Annotated in this window: 14 protein-coding genes and 1 riboswitch; of the genes, 4 read left to right on the top strand and 10 right to left on the bottom strand. The window is 62.7% G+C overall.

The window, feature by feature from the left end; genetic code table 11:
* The first annotated feature begins 199 nt into the window (after positions 1-199).
* Positions 200-1,141 carry a LysR substrate-binding domain-containing protein gene (locus tag ACH2DW_RS08530; protein WP_394929314.1) on the top strand — a complete coding sequence of 314 codons (942 nt, stop codon included), beginning with the start codon at positions 200-202 and terminating at the stop codon, positions 1,139-1,141.
* 78 nt (positions 1,142-1,219) lie between these two features.
* On the opposite strand, the gene ribH is transcribed toward ACH2DW_RS08530, so the two are convergent.
* The 9 genes from ribH to ACH2DW_RS08485 all read right to left on the bottom strand — a co-directional run bounded on the left by ribH (position 1,220) and on the right by ACH2DW_RS08485 (position 9,216).
* Positions 1,220-1,732, bottom strand: a complete 513-nt coding sequence (gene ribH, locus ACH2DW_RS08525) for a 6,7-dimethyl-8-ribityllumazine synthase (RefSeq protein ID WP_394929313.1) — start codon at positions 1,730-1,732, stop codon at positions 1,220-1,222.
* Between the two features lie 3 nt (positions 1,733-1,735).
* Complete coding sequence (locus tag ACH2DW_RS08520; RefSeq protein ID WP_394929345.1) at positions 1,736-3,010, bottom strand: bifunctional 3,4-dihydroxy-2-butanone-4-phosphate synthase/GTP cyclohydrolase II; 1,275 nt, start codon at positions 3,008-3,010, stop codon at positions 1,736-1,738.
* Between the two features lie 53 nt (positions 3,011-3,063).
* On the bottom strand, positions 3,064-3,666 hold the full coding sequence (locus tag ACH2DW_RS08515; RefSeq protein ID WP_394929344.1) for a riboflavin synthase: 603 nt from the start codon (positions 3,664-3,666) through the stop codon (positions 3,064-3,066).
* Between the two features lie 135 nt (positions 3,667-3,801).
* Positions 3,802-3,953, bottom strand: a riboswitch (FMN riboswitch).
* A 120-nt stretch (positions 3,954-4,073) separates the two neighbouring features.
* Positions 4,074-4,394 (bottom strand): PLD nuclease N-terminal domain-containing protein, encoded by a 321-nt coding sequence (locus ACH2DW_RS08510; protein ID WP_394929312.1) that lies wholly within the window; start codon positions 4,392-4,394, stop codon positions 4,074-4,076.
* Positions 4,391-5,725 carry a 1-acyl-sn-glycerol-3-phosphate acyltransferase gene (locus ACH2DW_RS08505; RefSeq protein WP_394929311.1) on the bottom strand — a complete coding sequence of 445 codons (1,335 nt, stop codon included), beginning with the start codon at positions 5,723-5,725 and terminating at the stop codon, positions 4,391-4,393. Before ACH2DW_RS08505 ends, ACH2DW_RS08510 begins: the two co-directional genes overlap by 4 nt.
* 5 nt (positions 5,726-5,730) lie before the next feature.
* Complete coding sequence (locus ACH2DW_RS08500) at positions 5,731-6,420, bottom strand: ceramidase domain-containing protein (protein WP_394929310.1); 690 nt, start codon at positions 6,418-6,420, stop codon at positions 5,731-5,733.
* Positions 6,420-7,550 carry a YbhN family protein gene (locus ACH2DW_RS08495; protein ID WP_394929309.1) on the bottom strand — a complete coding sequence of 377 codons (1,131 nt, stop codon included), beginning with the start codon at positions 7,548-7,550 and terminating at the stop codon, positions 6,420-6,422. Before ACH2DW_RS08495 ends, ACH2DW_RS08500 begins: the two co-directional genes overlap by 1 nt.
* A 73-nt stretch (positions 7,551-7,623) precedes the next feature.
* Positions 7,624-8,919, bottom strand: coding sequence for an acetyl-CoA hydrolase/transferase family protein (locus tag ACH2DW_RS08490; RefSeq protein WP_394929308.1), 1,296 nt, complete (start codon positions 8,917-8,919; stop codon positions 7,624-7,626).
* 87 nt (positions 8,920-9,006) lie between these two features.
* Complete coding sequence (locus ACH2DW_RS08485) at positions 9,007-9,216, bottom strand: hypothetical protein (protein WP_394929307.1); 210 nt, start codon at positions 9,214-9,216, stop codon at positions 9,007-9,009.
* Positions 9,217-9,341: 125 nt separating this feature from the next.
* Between ACH2DW_RS08485 and ACH2DW_RS08480 the strand changes: the two genes are divergently transcribed.
* Positions 9,342-11,474 carry a phage holin family protein gene (locus tag ACH2DW_RS08480; protein WP_394929306.1) on the top strand — a complete coding sequence of 711 codons (2,133 nt, stop codon included), beginning with the start codon at positions 9,342-9,344 and terminating at the stop codon, positions 11,472-11,474.
* A gap of 31 nt (positions 11,475-11,505) precedes the next feature.
* Here the strand turns inward: ACH2DW_RS08480 and ACH2DW_RS08475 are convergent, their stop codons facing one another.
* Positions 11,506-13,848, bottom strand: coding sequence for an arylsulfatase (locus ACH2DW_RS08475; RefSeq protein WP_394929305.1), 2,343 nt, complete (start codon positions 13,846-13,848; stop codon positions 11,506-11,508).
* 190 nt (positions 13,849-14,038) lie between these two features.
* Between ACH2DW_RS08475 and ACH2DW_RS08470 the strand changes: the two genes are divergently transcribed.
* Positions 14,039-15,103, top strand: a complete 1,065-nt coding sequence (locus ACH2DW_RS08470; protein WP_394929304.1) for an AI-2E family transporter — start codon at positions 14,039-14,041, stop codon at positions 15,101-15,103.
* A 10-nt stretch (positions 15,104-15,113) separates the two neighbouring features.
* Positions 15,114-15,861, top strand: a 748-nt coding sequence (locus ACH2DW_RS08465; RefSeq protein ID WP_394929303.1) for a hypothetical protein, incomplete at its 3' end; no start/stop codon positions are given.

Here is a 15,861-nt window from a genome sequence, read left to right as displayed (position 1 = left end):
AGGGACCCGGGGTAGTGGCGTACCCACTGGTTGACTTTGCGGAGCACAGGTTGGTTGCGCTCTTTTGCCGGTGCGGCGATTCCCATTTTCCGTCTCCCATTCGTGAGTTGACCATTCAGGTACTTGATTGGTAGAGATTGTAGGATGCCTGATGTGCAGCGAGGTACACGTTCTCTGGTTCTAGGTATCTGGTTTTTGCATGTCTGACTTCGATCAACTTCTCCCGCCTCTTGCAACGCTCGTCGCGTTCGAAGCGGCATTTCGCCATCAGAACTTCACCCGGGCCGCCCGGGAACTGCATCAGTCACAGGCCACGGTCAGCAGGCGTATCCGCGAGCTCGAAACCAACCTGGGCGTGGCGCTCTTTGAGCGACACCGCCACGACGTGACGCCGACCGCCGACGGAGAACTGCTCGCCGCATCGGTGCGCTTGTCACTGAGTGAGCTCTCCGCGACGGCTGACCTGATCCGTCGGCGAGCCCTCGGCAACGACTCGATCACCTTGCTCACGAGTCTGTCGCTGGCGACCGCCACCGTCGCTCCGATCCTTGGTGAGTTCCAACGAACGCACCCGGATGTGAATATCCGCGTGCTCGCCTCTGACGATTTGGTCGCGTCGACAGACGAGGACTTCGACCTCGCTCTGGGATACGGCCCCAGTGAATCAAGTTTGTTCGCTGTCGAGTTCATCGCTGAGGAAGCAGTGTTCCCTGTCTGCTCGCCGTCATTTGCAGCAAAGCTCCCAACACCGGTCACGACGGCTGACCTTGCCGTGCTGCCGCTGCTGCATGTCGACTACGTCGATCCGGGCTGGACGACGTGGCAGGACGTTCTGGCGTCCGCCGTGGTCGGCGAGCCAGGCCGTGTCAAGTCCGTGGTGTTCACCTCGTACCAAGTGTGCCTTGATGTCGCCGAGCGCGACGGAGGCATCGCGCTGGGTTGGGAGCGCTCGGTTCGGTCGCGACTCGACGCGGGAACGTTGGTCCGCGTGCCTGACATCACCATTCGCCATGCAGGCCGGATCAATGCGTACTTCCCGATTCGGACCGCTCCGAACCCGCACGCTGTCGAGTTTGTGACGCTCTTGAAGAAGGCGCTTGCGGATGATCAAACGGAGATTTCGGATCTATCGGCTGGGTGAGAGCGCGGCGCGACGGCAACATGGTCGCTCACCTGTTTCGCCCTGAAGCAGCCGGTCAGCGATGAGCGGACTCGAATGTCAGCTTGCGGTGCTCCCGACATCGCTGGCCGAACCCCGGGCCGCTTCTTCGGCTGCGAGCAAGGCCATCTCGATCGCCGCACTGGTGGCCTCTTCGCCGACGTTGTGTCCGCCGGCCGGCTCGCTGCGGGCCAGCGCCTGGGCGTCGTCTTCGACCGTGAGGACACCCATGCCGATCGGAATGCCCGTGGAGATCTGTACCTGCATGATTCCCGTGGCACAGCCTTCGGAGACCAGTTCATAGTGGGTGGTCTCGCCGCGGATCACCGCTCCGAGCACGACCAGGGCGTCGACGGTTCCGGACGAGATCACCGACTGGGCAGCAAAGGGCAATTCGAATGCGCCGGGCACCGTGACGAGGCGGTAGGTCGCCCCCGTCGCCAGCAGCGCGCGCTCGGCGCCATCGATGAGCCGTTGGACAATCCGCTCGTTCCACCGCGTTGCGATGATGGCGACGTGGAGGTGGCCAGCATCGAGCGCGGGCAACGTCGCCCGGTCAGTTCCGCTTGCCACTGCTCAACCCTGCTCTGTCGACACGACATCGGGCTGCGGGTCGCCGAGGTCACCGAGGAGGTGCCCCATTCGTTCGCGTTTCGTGCGGAGGTATCCGAGGTTCTCATCTGTCGGAGTCGGCAGGATCGGCACCCGTTCCACAATTTCGAGACCAAAGCCAGCCAGCCCGCCGTATTTGCTCGGGTTGTTGGTCAGTACCTTCATCTTTGTGACACCCAGGTCGACCAGAATCTGGGCGCCGACTCCGTACTCGCGAGAGTCGACGGGCAAGCCCAGCTCGAGATTTGCGTCAACGGTGTCGCGTCCTCGTTCCTGCAATGCGTACGCCCGCAACTTGTGCCCGATGCCGATACCGCGGCCCTCGTGGCCGCGGAGGTAGACCACCGCGCCGCGTCCGGCTTCGGCGACAAGACGCATGGCTTCATCGAGTTGGGGGCCGCAGTCGCAGCGCCGGGAACCGAAAATATCGCCGGTCAGGCACTCGCTGTGCACTCGGACGAGCACTGGGGTGCCGTCGTCTTCGTGGAGGTCGCCCATTGTGAACGCAAGGTGCTCGATCCCGTCGAGCTCGGACCGGAACGCGTGACACTCGAAGGTCCCCCACTGTGTTGGGATCTTGGCGGTCGACACTCGATGCACGAGCTTCTCGGTCTGGCGTCGATGTCGAACAAGATCGGCAATGGTGATCATGAGCAGACCGTGTTCGTCGGCGAAAGCACGAAGTTCGTCGACTCTGGCCATCTCTGACTTGTCACCGGTGACGATCTCGCAGAGCAGTCCCGCAGGTTCGAGCCCCGCGAGCCGTGCCAGGTCGACGGTTGCCTCGGTGTGGCCCGACCGCTTCAGAACTCCACCCGCCCGTGCCTCGAGCGGGAGAACGTGGCCAGGACGGGCGAGATCAGACGGCGCCGTCTCGACGTCGGCGAGTGCTCTGATGGTGGACGCCCGATCACTGGCGCTGATCCCGGTTGAGGTTCCGACCCGATGATCAACACTCACCAGAAAGGCGGTGTTCATGCTCTCGGTGTTGTCCGCGACCATGGGGTCGAGACGTAACGTGCGCGCGCGTTCCGTTGTGATGGCGGTGCAGAGGAAGCCGGACGTGTGGTGGAGGAAGAACACCACATCTTCGGTCGTGACCTTCTCCGCGGCCATGATCAGGTCGCCTTCGTTCTCTCGGTCTTCGTCATCGACGACGATCACGATTTCGCCCCGACCGATTGCCTCGATGGCCTCGCCGATACGGGCGAAGCCCCGGTCCTCGTGACCGCCATTCATCTCAAATGTCGAACTGGCGCGACCGTCTGATTCGGGAAGCCCGGTGCTCATGGTCATGAGGTCACCTCGCTGGCCTTCGCATCGGAGCCTGTCCAGCTGATCAGCTTTTCGACGTATTTGGCCGTGATGTCGACTTCGATGTTTACTGCAGCCCCCTGTCGCTTGGACGACAGCGTGGTCACCGCTTCAGTGTGCGGAATGATGGCGACGGTGAAGCCGTCATCGAGGGCATCGACGACGGTCAAGCTGATGCCGTCCACGGTGACAGATCCCTTTTCGACGACATAGCGCGTCATCTCCGGGTCCATGCGAATGCGAAGGTCGGGAGCGGGTTCGACGATGTGTCCAACTGCATCGACATGGCCCTGCACCAGGTGTCCGCCGAGACGATCCATGAGACGAACCGGTCGCTCGAGATTCACCGGGCTGCCTGGCCCGAGCTCACCGAGGCTTGTCCGATTGAAGGTTTCCAGAGTCACGTCGGCCCGCCACCAACCAGCGTCGAGGTCGAAGTCGACAACGGTCAGGCAGCAGCCGTTGACGGCGATCGAGTCGCCAATCTTGGTATCGGCCAACACCGTCGTAGCGCGAACTACGACGTGGTCATCACTGCGGGTGATGACCTCACCGAGCTCTTCCACAATTCCTGTGAACATCGTCTCCTCGTTTCCCATCAGACTCAACTGTGATTGCAGCTGAGCAACTTGGGGGATACCGGAGTCTCCGTCGGAGCAGACAGACCCTGGGCTGCAGCAGCCCCGCTGGCCTGTCCGCGCAAGCAGAGGCACCCGTTTCCCTCGCTCTCATCCGGACTGTGACCGTCGGCTCCTGGATACAACAGGATCAGTCCGTCACACTCCGGCGTTTTCGGATCGCCGGTTCAGTTCAGGAGTCGCGGGCTCTCACCGCCGATAGGGAATTTCACCCAACCCCGCGAGGTCTCGCGGAAAGCAGAATCTAGCAATCGATGGCCAGGTCACGTCCAGTGGTGCTGCTGATTTTGGGCAAGAAAACTATCTCGATGATGCGATCGTCGCGGAATGCCTCGGCGCCAGACGGCAAGCTACGTGAACGTCGCAATGGTGGTGATCTCGACAAGGTATTCGTCGTCGGTCAACTCGCCGCGTTGACGCCGCTCAGCGGCGCGAACGATGTGCTCGGCGGCGGAGAATTCGGTGGTTGGCTGTTCCGTGTACAGCGCTCGAGTCGGGCGCGCAACGACGTACACAGCGAGCCCGAGTACCGGTACGAGGATGAGTGCGAGCAGCCACGCAAGCTTTCGAGCACCGGTGAGGTCAGTGCGTCGGATCACTTCACCCAGGGCGTATGCCCAGAGCGCGAGCAGCGGTGCTCCGACGACGAGCAGGACAATGATGCCGCTCATGATCCCAGGACCGCCTCAACAACAGCCGTGCGGCGCTCGGCGATCTGTTCACTGAAGGTCTGAGGGTCGCCAGGAGCGCGCCAGCGTCGGTAGGCGCGCAACATCAGCGTGAATCGCTCGACGAACAGCACGACGGCCGCGAGATACACCGGCAGCAAGATGAACGCCACGCCCCCAGCCGCCCATCCGAACGCTGCGATGGCGCGCCAGATGACGATCCCCCAGGTGATGCCGAATGCCAGCGCGGCGACGACGGGTTTGATCGTCGAATGCATGGACGGAGCAACACGGAGGCGGCCAACTGCCTTGACCAGCAGGAAGGGGATGACGTTCACCGCGATGCCGACTGCCACGAATGGGAGCAGGCAGATACCGATGATGAGTTGCCACACAAGCGTTCGGAGAAAGCCTCCGGTGCGCAGATGGGCGTGCAGTACAGCGTCGGTCGTCCCGATCGCGTCCAGGTCGCTTTGGTAGTCCTGCACCGACGCACAGATCTTGGCCCGTTGCTTGTCGGGGAGATCGGCCAGAGTGTTCGCCAGTCGGTTCCGCAAGCCGAACGGCACCTCGCTCGCAGGGTCATCCAGCTGGCCTCGCAAGGCGATCGATGCTCCCGTCGCCAGCCGACCTGCCTCGCTCCAGTCCTTGAAGTCGGGGGCAGCGCGCCGCAGTGCGACGTCGATGTCATCGGTGAGGGCGTCGACGGCGGCTCGGTTCGATGCGGTGACCTCGGTGGCGGCCGGCGTCTGCTCGGCGACCAGCTCATCGAGGTCGAGCGGCACCCCGACGTTGATGAAGACCCGGCTGCGCAGCGCGGCCTTGTCTTCGTAGTGGATGCCGAGCGGAACGATCTGAATGCCCGCGACGCCATGTGCCCGTGCGCCGATCGCGATTCGCGCGGCGCCGGTCTTCACCGTGGCGATCGAGGGCTCGTTGCGCGTGACGCCCTCAGGAAAGATCAAGATGTTCCCGGCGTTGTCGAGGGCGCCGTAGCACGATGCGAACATCTCGTCGTTGCTCGTTGGCGAGTTGTGATCCTCGGGCTTGTGAACCGGAATCGCCCCGATCCAGTTCATCAGGCGTCCAACGACGGGAACGTTCCAAATGACGTCTCGGGCGACGATCCCCGGCCGATCGGGGAGAACCCCGAGTAAGAGGAGCGCATCGGAGACCCCACCGAAATGGTTGGCGACGTTCAACTGCGGGCTTCCGCTGGGGATCGGAACCGGGGCGTACACATCGACCTCCCGGTACAGCGATCTCGTCAGGAACGCGAAAACCTTTTCGATGAAGCGGTCCTTCGTCGACCCGCGGCGTTCGGTCTCACTCACGATGGTCAGTCTCGAACATCGGCAATCGCCCACCAGTACCAGAGCCCAAAGACAACGGCGGACAGCATGTGCCACAGCCCATGTAGTTGGTACCACGCGTCCGGCTCGCACAACGGGCTGTTTGATCGGCCGAGCACCCATGACGCACCACCCACGACCGCAAAGGCGGCGATTGCCACCCAACCCCGGCGACGATGAGGGGCGGCGATCGGCCGAAGGCGGCGACGATAGATGACGATTTCAGCGACGACAACGGCGCCCGCAACCACGATGCTCAACGGGGCGACAACGACAGGAATAGTCACGGCGAGCAGCACCGCAGCGAGGGTCAAGCCAGCGAACTTGGCAAGCTCTTGACCTGCATGAGGCCGGAGGATGACAAGGTCGTGGTTGATCATGAAGAGCACGGTGAGCAGAATCGGCAGGTCATGCATCAGCTGGGAACCACTCAGTTGCGGACCGTGGAATGCGACGCTGCCGAGTCCGACGGCGACGAGACATCCGGCGTAGACGATTGGGCCACCTCGTGGTCGGTCCGAACGCAGCACGGACAACACGATGGCGATGCCGATCAGCGAGTACGCCAGGCTGCTCAGGGCATTCACCGGTTGGGCGAGCCAACCGTTTCCGAGTGTCTCGCAATCTGTCTCGCCGAGCTCGCGGAGCACCGTGCTGGTCAATGCGAGAGTCGCCATCAGCCGGCGGTGGCCGCCGCAGCGCGACGCTCAGCTGCCCGGACGCCGTACCGCCACACCCCGAGTGCTCCCATACCGACAGGAATCAACACCAGCCAGGTCATCAGTCGGTAGAGCAAGACGCCCGCAGTGATCTGATTGACCCAGTCGCCATCCGCTGCAGCGGTCAACAACCCGACGAAGCCGAGTTCGGCCACCCCGGCGCTGCCGGGGGTAATCGGGATTGCCGTCATTCCGGCCACCAACCCATACGCGGCAGCAATTGCCAGCCAGCCGAGCGCATCTTCCGGAATCCCGACGAACCGCAAGGTCAGTACCAGGAGCGAGCACTTCGCCGCTGTCGTGGCGACAGTGGCAACAGAGCACTTCAACCACTTGCCGGACAAATGGTCGAATGCCTCGGCGCGTTTCTGCACGAGGACGTCTCCGAGGTTTTCTTCGGGCAATGACTTGCGGAGCCGGCCCATGACCGCACGTGCTGGGCGGTCGAGCCAGCGACCGGCAGCCTGTGTGCGCCGTTGTGATCCGAGCGTGAATCCTGCGGCCGCAACGATGATGGCGAGTGCCACGGACGCGGTGACGATGACCGAAAAGAAGCCTGACAGTGGAACATCGGCGAGCATGATGAGCACGCCGGCGATGGACGGCAAGATGAGGTTTGCCCCGATCGAGAACACACCGCTCCCGACGACAGCGGTGGTCGCTTCCGACGAGGAGACGCCCCAGGACTGATACATCCGGAACCGGACCGGCAAGTCGCTTGGCCCAGGAATAACGGATGAAACAGCGGTGGGCCCGAGGCTGGCGAGCACGCCGCGCCGAACGGCCAGCTTGTCGACGAGCGACGCGGTGAGGGCGCCTTGGGTGACGACCCAGACCATCCAGCCGAAGGTGAGCGAGAGTGCTTCGGCATCGGACAGTTCGGCGATCGACCGGCGGACCTCGTTCCAGTCGAGGTCGTCGAAGACGTTGAACAGGACCCAGGTTGAGAGTCCGAGCACCGCAGCGACCAGGACGATGCGAAAGACCACGCGGCGGATCGTGGTGCGTCGCGAATCAGGAGTGACGTCATCGAGTGTGGTCGTGCCAGCCGTCGTGGCGGACGTTGGTTTCGCGTGATCGTCGGCCATGAAGACCCAGACGCTACCAAAGGGCTTGTCGGAGGTGCTGATCTGGACGAGTGATCCGGACCAGCGTCGCGAATCAGGTCGGCCAGACCTCGGCAACGGCGAGGAGTTCATCGCGAAACTCAGGATGTCCGATGGTGGCGAGCGCCCGCGCCCGCTCGCGCACGGTGAGGCCGCGCAGCTCAGCGACACCGTATTCGGTGATGACCACGTCGACCATGTGTCGCGGCGTGGTCACGATCGAACCTGCCGACAGCTTGGGCGTGATCCGCGACACCATCTGACCGTCCACCGATGTGGTTGACGGGAGGCAGACCAAAGATCGATCGCTCAGTTCGAGCGCGGCGCCGGCGACGAAGTCTTCATGGCCTCCGATGCCGGAGAATTGTCTGCCGTCGATGGTGTCGGCCGTGATCTGACCTGACAGATCAACGGCCATGGCTCCGTTGATGGTGATCATCTGCCGGTTGCGGCTGATCACCTCGGGGGAGTTGATGATTTCGACCGGCAGAAACCGGACGTCCTGATTGCCGTCGAGCCATTCGTAGAGCTCGGGGATGCCGGCGGCGAACGTTGTCACCGAATAGCCGTCATAGATGCCTTTGTGATCGTTGGCGACCTTGCCGGCTTGGCAGAGGCGCATCAAGCCGCTCGTGAACATCTCGGAATGAATGCCGTATCCAGAGCCCGGTCCTTCGGCGAGTGCGGTCGCAATGGTGTTGGGGATACCACCGATGCCGGTTTGCAGGGTCGCTCCGTCGGGGATGAAGGGAATCGCGAACGCAGCGATGGCTTCTTCAACCTCGGTGGTCGGGGCATCGGCGAGGTTGATCGGTGTGTAGTTGCCCTCCACCACGATGTCGACATCGTCGATGTGGAGGGCGTGCCGGTGCTCGGGTTCGATTCCGAAGGTTCTCGGGAACTGCGGACTGGTCTCGACCAAGCAGATGCGGTCGGGGTCAGCAGCGGCCCGCTGCAGTTCGGCAACGTGTGCACCGGCATGCAGCGACAGGCTCATCCAGCCGTCTGAGTCGGGCGGCGAGGCCATGGTTGCGACGACACGCGACTTCACACTTTCGAGCATGCTGATAAAGCCGCGAAAGTCCGAGGGCACGAACTGCACGTCGACGCCAGCGCTGATCAGGAAACGCTCGGCGGGGCCGTAGAAACCGGAGCGGTACGAAACGCCGGGTTTCGTGAACACGCCGAAAAGGTCAGGGAGCAGCGCGCCGTTGATCTCGAAGTTCTCAAAGTCTTCTCGAGTGTCGAGTGCGTGCATGAACTCGCCGGGCACTCCCGGGCCCAGAGGAACTGAGAGCGAATCGACTGGATTGATGATGCCCGCTGCTTCTGACGGCGAGAGTCTGCGCATATCAGGGTCCCTTCGTGTGGTGCCGGCAGTCTCGCACCGGCACCGTGACCGCTGCGAAGCGCAGAAGCGCTCCGCAGCAGCAGTCGGTCAGTCAGCGGTTGCAGAAGCGTCGACTGCGGCGTCATCGGCCGACTCGGCGACCTCTTCGGTCGCTGCTTCGGCTTCAATCACGTCGTTCTGACGACGGATGATGCGGATGAGATTGTCGCGCTGCTCGCGGCCAGCCTCGGTGCCCATGAGGTAGCCCATCGCAGATGCGAGGAGGAGCAGGAGGCCGAGTGGAATTTTTACCTTCATAGTTTTTCTTTCTGATCGGAGTACTTCTTCACAACAAATTGTACTCATGGCCAGGCGAGACGGGTCGCGGGTGGAAAAACCAGTTGAAACTTCGTCTGCATCGCCGCTGGCCTACGCTCGGCTGTGTGCGCCATCGATTGCCCCACAACGATCGAGCTCCGGTCGATCATCTCCGGAACCACATCGGTCGCCTGATTGGCGTCTTCATCGTCAACGCGCTCAGCCTGTATCTGGTGACCTGGGTCCTTCCGGGACTGACGGTCGAAGGTTGGAAGGCGGCGATCGGCGCCGTCGTTGTTCTCGCTGCGGTCAACGCTGTGATCTGGCCGCTCGTCGCGCGGTACCTCGCTGGTGCGATCCTCTGGACCGCAGGCCTGCTCGGATTGGTGGCCAACGGGCTGATTCTGATGCTCGCGTCCGACATCGTCCCAGGTTTTGTCGTGTCGGATCTCGGTACGGCAGTCGCGGCGTCATTGGCGATGACGGCGATGACGGCAATTGCCGGCCAGTTGCTCGCCCTCGACGATGATGCGGTGTGGATGCGACGCACGATTCGCCGCATGGTGCGTCGGCTCGGAGAACCCGAGGTCACCGAAGTGCCTGGCGTGCTCTTCATCCAAATCGATGGTCTGTCCGAATCGGTGCTGCGGCGTGCGTTGAGTGACGGTTACTTACCGACGCTTGCGACATGGATCAGGTCTGGCACGCACCGAATCACCGGATGGGAATGTGATCTGTCATCGCAGACCGGGGCCAGCCAGGCCGGAATTCTGCATGGCGACAACAGTGATATGCCGGCATTCCGCTGGTTCGATAAAGAGACGGGCAAGGTTTTCACATCGAATCGACCGAAGGACGCGGCCGAGATCGAGCGTGGACGTTCGGACGGTCACGGCCTGCTCGCCGACGGTGGTGTGTCGCGGTCGAATGTGTTCTCCGGAGACAGCCCCGACTCGATGCTGACCTTCAGCACGGTCACCGATCGCGGTCGAGCGTCGGGCAAGGGCTTCACCTACTTCGTGTCGAGCCCCTACGCGCTCACTCGTCTCATTGTCCTCAGTGTCGCCGATGTCGCACGTGAGATCGCCGCGTCGTGGCGAGCGCGCCGACGAGAGACGGAACCGAGACTCAAGCGAGGCGGCATCTACCCCGTGCTGCGCGCGGCGACGACGGTGATGTTGCGCGACATCACGGTGTCCACGCTGCTGAGCGACATCTACCGTGGCGTGCCCTCGGCGTACGTGGATTTCGTGGGCTACGACGAGGTCGCACATCACTCGGGCATCGCAGCTCACGATGCCCTGGAGACGCTGTTCCGCCTCGATCAGCAACTTGCTCGAATCGAACAGGTCATTGCGGAAGCACCCCGTCCTTACCACGTCGTGGTCTTGTCGGATCATGGTCAGACTCAGGGGGCGACGTTCCTTCAGCGGTACGGAACGACCTTGCCCGACCTCGTCGCCTCGCTTGTCGAACAGGGCCAGGACGTGCAGAGCCCGGCACTTTCGGATGAGGGCTGGGGCAACGTCAACGGCGTCTTCAGCGACACGATTCAACGTGAGGACAGCCGGCTCTCCGGACTCGTACGCGTCATCATGCGCCGTCGGACGACTGACGGAGAGGTCGTGCTCGGCCCGGCGAGTCGGAACGACACGACACCCACTGAGGCGTCTGATGTCGTCGTTTTGGCGTCGGGCAACCTCGGCCTGATTTCGTTTCCCCACATCGACGGACGGGCAACGATCGAGACGGTGGCGGAGCGCCATCCCGGGCTGATTCGGAGTTTGGCGGCCCATCCAGGGATCGGATTCGTCCTCGTGCGCTCCGAGACCGTTGGTTCGATCGTCATCGGGCGTCACGGTGTGCACTACCTCGATGACGGACGAATCGAAGGGGCCGATCCGCTCGTCCCATTCGGCCCGAACGCCGCCGACCACGTTCGACGGACCGATTCGTTTGCGAACTGCCCGGATCTTCTCGTCAACAGTTTCTTCGATGCAGAAGCTGACGAGGGTGCAGCCTTCGAGGAACTCATCGGCTTCCACGGAGGGCTTGGCGGCAAGCAGGCGGAGCCGTTCCTGCTGGCGCCGCGTTCGTTCGCGCTGCCCGACGGACCGATCGTCGGTGCCGAATCAATTCACGGCATCCTGAAGGGCTGGCTGCACGCCGCAGCAGATCCAGACGCCGCGCGGCCCTGGGAGGCGCCTCGGGAGGCGCCTGTGTCTTCCGTGTTTGACCGTTTGCCCCCGGGGGCTTGATCGCAGAACGCGATCCCCAGTCGGCTGCGACTCAGTCGCGGCTCATCATCCCGATCGCTTCGAGTTCCAGGTCGACGTAGGCCTGTCCGCTGACGTCGATGATCACTTCGCGAATGGCTCCGCCCGTGAATGCGAACGGCGCCGTGTAGGCGGTCGTGCTGACTGGGCCACCTGGGTCCTTGCCGACATTGAGACCTTCGCCTGCCAGCATGAACTTGCCCGGCTGCGTCTTGATGGATTGCTGTCCGACCTGCTCATCGTTGATGAACAGCGTGGCAGTTCCGGTTGCGCTCCGTTGCTCGTCGTTGCCTTCCTTGTCGAACGACATGCCGAGGATGACGTTGCCTGTCGGGATGTCGACGTCCGAGACGATCTCTTGCTCGAGCTCTCCGAGCCAGTTGTAGACGTAGTGCAGTCGTGAGTCCTTGACGAAGAGTGCATGGCCACCGAATCGGCCACCGTGGGAGAACAGGACGCCTTGGGCGTCGCCGGTATCGACGATGACCTCGGCGGCAATCTTGTACGACCGATTTCGGACGTTGGCCGCGGCGCCCTCGGGGACCTCGGCGGTGTTCGGTCTGTAGACGTAGCGGTCGCGCGGCGGCGCCAATTGTGGCCGGGGAGTCGTGAGCACCTCGACGGGCCCGCGGTCCTCGAGCGGAAAGCCCTGGTACTTGCCTGCTTCGTGATACCACAACGCTTTCAGCTGTTCGAGCTTTTCCGGGTGTGTCGCGGCCAGATTGTGGGTCTCGCTGCGGTCTTCGTCAACGTGGTACAGCGCCCATTCGTCGGCGCTGAAATTGCTCCAGTCGGCGATTGTGGGATGGACGGTGTTGGCCTTCCAACCCTTGTGGTAGAGGTCGCGGCTGCCAAGCATCGAGTAGAACTGGGTGTCCTTTCGGGTCTCGGCATCGGCATCATCGAAGCTGTAGCTGATGCTGGTGCCTTCGAGATCCCACTGGGTGTATCCCTTGACTTCAGTGGGAAGTTCGAGGCCGAGCATCTCGTAGACCGTCGGTGTCACATCGGTGACGTGGCAATACTGATCGCGAATCTCGCCCTGGGCCGCAATGCCGTCGGGCCAGCTGATGATGAACGGATCACAGATGCCGCCGTTCCAGGCGTATCGCTTCCACATTTTGTGCGGGGTGTTGAAGGCCATTGCCCAGCCCGTGGCGTAATGGTTGTAGGTCTCTGGGCCGCCGAGCACGTCGAGGTACTTGAGGTTCTCCTCCATCGTGTCCGGAACACCGTTGAAGAACTTGTTTTCGTTGACCGATCCGTTCGGTCCGCCCTCGCCGCTGGCGCCGTTGTCTGAAATGACGACGATGATCGTGTTGTCGAGCTCACCGCACTGCTCGAGAAAGTCGATGACGCGACCGAGTTCGTAGTCGGTATGGGTCACCATGCCGGCGTAGACCTCGCCCATCCGGGTGAACAGCCGCTTTTCGTCGTCATCCAACGTGTCCCACGGGCGAACCACGTCCAGCTCAGACCAGGACTTGCCGTCGGGGTTCGTGGCATCGATGAGTGGGTTGATCGGAGACAGATCGGTGTCGGGCGGAACGATGCCCATTTCCTTCTGACGCGCAATCGTCTCCTCGCGCACCGCTTCGTATCCTTGATCGAACTGACCTTTGTACCGATCGGCCCACTCGGGGGCGACGTGGTGTGGGGCGTGTGCCACGCCAGGGCAGTAGTACATGAAGAACGGCTTGTCCGGAGCGATCTGCTTCGCATCGGAGATGAACTCGATCGCCTTGTCAGCGATGTCGGCGCTGAAGTGGTATCCGTCTTCAGGCTGCGCTGGCTGTTCCACCGGGTGGTTGTCGTAGATGAGATCTGGATTCCATTGGCTCGTTTCGCCGCCGAGGAATCCGTAGAACCGTTCGAACCCGCGGCCCAGTGGCCAGTTGCGCTTTGTCGACGCCAGGTTCATTTCGTCTTCGGGGCACAGGTGCCACTTGCCCAGCATGTAGGTGTTGTACCCCTGGTCGACGAGCACCTCAGAAATGGTCGCCGTTTCGAACGGGATGTGACCGTTGGAATTCGGGAACCCCGTTGTGGCCTCGCCGATGCAGGCCATGCCGACGGTGGTGTGGTTCCGGCCGGTGAGCATCGCGGCCCGCGATGGTGAGCACAGCGCGGTGGTGTGGAACTGGGTGTAGCGGAGCCCACGTTCTGCAATACGGTCCATCGTGGGGGTCTCCACCGGTCCGCCAAACGAGTTGAACGCAGAAAAGCCGACGTCGTCCCACACGACGTACAACACGTTGGGTGCGCCGGCGGGAGGCTTGGGTTGCTCGTACGGACCCCAATCGGGGACCGAATCGCGGATGTCTTCGTTGACGACGCCCCGGAATTTTGTGGACATGTACTGCTCCTTGCGGGCGCCAACGGTTCGGCGCAACTGGGCGCACTTACAGCACCCTCACGTCGATCTTCCCAATGCCAGTCGGCGCCGACCTGGAAGGCGCGCCGCTGTACGGTACGCCGATGGTGAATCCGACCCGACTGCAGCGCGGACCCCAATGAAAGATCCCGCGTTTCGGCAATCAGGGCCGATGACTTCGCTCCTCACCCGCTGGGGACGAGCCAGCTGGTTCATCATCGGCATCGCCGCAGTCGCCGCGATCAGCTACTCGGCCCTCGCGGCAGTGTCGGGGCTGGTCGTACCGCTCGTGATCGCCGTCGTGATCGGAATGCTCGCCTCGCCGCTTGTTGACATGTTGGAGCGACGCAAGGTGCCCCGCGGCGTTGGAGCTCTGCTGGTGCTCGTCGCCATCGTCGTTGTCATCGTCGGGGCGGCGGTGATTGCCGTCAACGGCATCATCGACCAAGGCGACGAGATCAGCCGCCAGCTCACCGCCGGTCTCGAAAGTGTCGATCATTGGCTGGAAGACCTCGATGTCGATGGAGGCGCGGCCGGCGACTGGCTCGATCAGGGCAAGCAGTTTGGCGTCGACCTGATTCCTGGTTTGGCCGGCTGGTTTACGACGGCGTTCTCTGGCGTCGTGTCGTTCCTGGTCGGCAGCTTCCTGTGTCTGTTCCTGCTCTACTACGTCCTCGTTGACTGGGTGCGACTCCGAGATTGGGTCGGGAGCCACCTCGGAGTACCGCCGGACCTGGGAATCACGGTCGTCGGGGACGCGACCGCGGTGATCCGACAGGGCTTCGCGGCGCTCACGGTGTCCAGTCTCACCACTGCGGTCATTATCGGTGCGACGATGGTCGCTCTCGGGGTCCCGTTGGCGTTCACCGTTGCGCTCGTCACGTTCGTGACCTCGTACATCCCGTACCTCGGAGCGATTTTCTCGGCGGTCTTTGCCTGCCTTGTCGCGCTCGGGTCCGCCGGCGTGACCGAAGCGCTCATCTTGCTCGTGGTCATCCTGATTGTGCAGAACCTGGTGCAGACCGTGGTGACGACGAAGCTCACGAGCGACCGACTCGCCATCCATCCCATTGCGAACATCATCTCGACCCTGATCGGGGCATCGTTGGCCGGGTTGCTGGGGGCGACGCTCTCGGCGCCGGTTCTTGCCATGGCCATTCGGATCACCCGCCGGATCAGCCAATACGAGCCGCCTGCGACCGGGGAGACTGGCGACGAGCAACACGCCAGCAACTAGCCTCCAGCAGATGGAGCTTCAGGAAGAACACGATCACGAGATTGACGCGAGTAGCGATACCCAGAACCCCGCGACAGATGATGCGGCGACGTCGGGCCGTCGCGCACCCGGTTGGGTCATTCACGCACTGATCGTGGTCGCCACGGTGCTGGGAGTCGTGTCCGGGCTCAACGTCTGGGTCGAGCGGCAGTTGCTCGACACCGATCAGTGGGTGGAAGTGGCCGATGAACTCATCGCCGATGACGAGGTGCGCGGCCTGTTGGCCGCCTATCTGGTGGATGAGCTCTACGAGTCCGTCGATGTCGCCGAGGAACTCAGCGCCCGCTTGCCCGAAGATCTCGATGGGTTGGGTGGCCTCTTGGCGGCTGCCTTGCGTGAGCCCGCCACTGGCGGAGTGGATCGACTGCTCAATACCGACCTCGTTCGTGGGTCGTGGGCCGACGTGAACGAAACGGCGCACGCGACATTGGTTCGTATCCTCCGAGATGACACCGGGCCTGCCATTTCCACCGCCGACGGTATTGTCACCTTGGACCTTGGTGAGCTGGTCAAGCAGGTTGGCAAAGAGTTCGGGCTGTCTTTGGACGTCCTCGACAAGCTGCCTGAAGACGTTGGCATGGTCACGATCGTCGAATCTGATGAGCTCGGCGCAGCGCAGGATGCCGTGCGTCTGATTGAGACCCTGAATGTTGTTCTGTTCGTTGTGGTCGTTGCGCTCTATGCCGCAGCGGTGTATCTCGCAGGGCAGCGACGACGTG

This window comes from uncultured Ilumatobacter sp., assembly GCF_963980585.1.
Taxonomy (GTDB): Bacteria; Actinomycetota; Acidimicrobiia; order Acidimicrobiales; family Ilumatobacteraceae; genus Ilumatobacter_A.
This window is presented reverse-complemented; position numbering and strand designations above follow the sequence as displayed.

Coding starts and splice junctions, on each gene's coding strand:
- ACH2DW_RS08530 (WP_394929314.1), top strand. CDS start 200: ATGTCTGACTTCGATCAACTTCTCCCGCCTCTTGCAACGCTCGTCGCG.
- ACH2DW_RS08520 (WP_394929345.1), bottom strand. CDS start 3,010: ATGAATGGCGGTCACGAGGACCGGGGCTTCGCCCGTATCGGCGAGGCC.
- ACH2DW_RS08515 (WP_394929344.1), bottom strand. CDS start 3,666: ATGTTCACAGGAATTGTGGAAGAGCTCGGTGAGGTCATCACCCGCAGT.
- ACH2DW_RS08510 (WP_394929312.1), bottom strand. CDS start 4,394: ATGAGCGGCATCATTGTCCTGCTCGTCGTCGGAGCACCGCTGCTCGCG.
- ACH2DW_RS08500 (WP_394929310.1), bottom strand. CDS start 6,420: ATGGCGACTCTCGCATTGACCAGCACGGTGCTCCGCGAGCTCGGCGAG.
- ACH2DW_RS08495 (WP_394929309.1), bottom strand. CDS start 7,550: ATGGCCGACGATCACGCGAAACCAACGTCCGCCACGACGGCTGGCACG.
- ACH2DW_RS08490 (WP_394929308.1), bottom strand. CDS start 8,919: ATGCGCAGACTCTCGCCGTCAGAAGCAGCGGGCATCATCAATCCAGTC.
- ACH2DW_RS08485 (WP_394929307.1), bottom strand. CDS start 9,216: ATGAAGGTAAAAATTCCACTCGGCCTCCTGCTCCTCCTCGCATCTGCG.
- ACH2DW_RS08475 (WP_394929305.1), bottom strand. CDS start 13,848: ATGTCCACAAAATTCCGGGGCGTCGTCAACGAAGACATCCGCGATTCG.
- ACH2DW_RS08470 (WP_394929304.1), top strand. CDS start 14,039: ATGACTTCGCTCCTCACCCGCTGGGGACGAGCCAGCTGGTTCATCATC.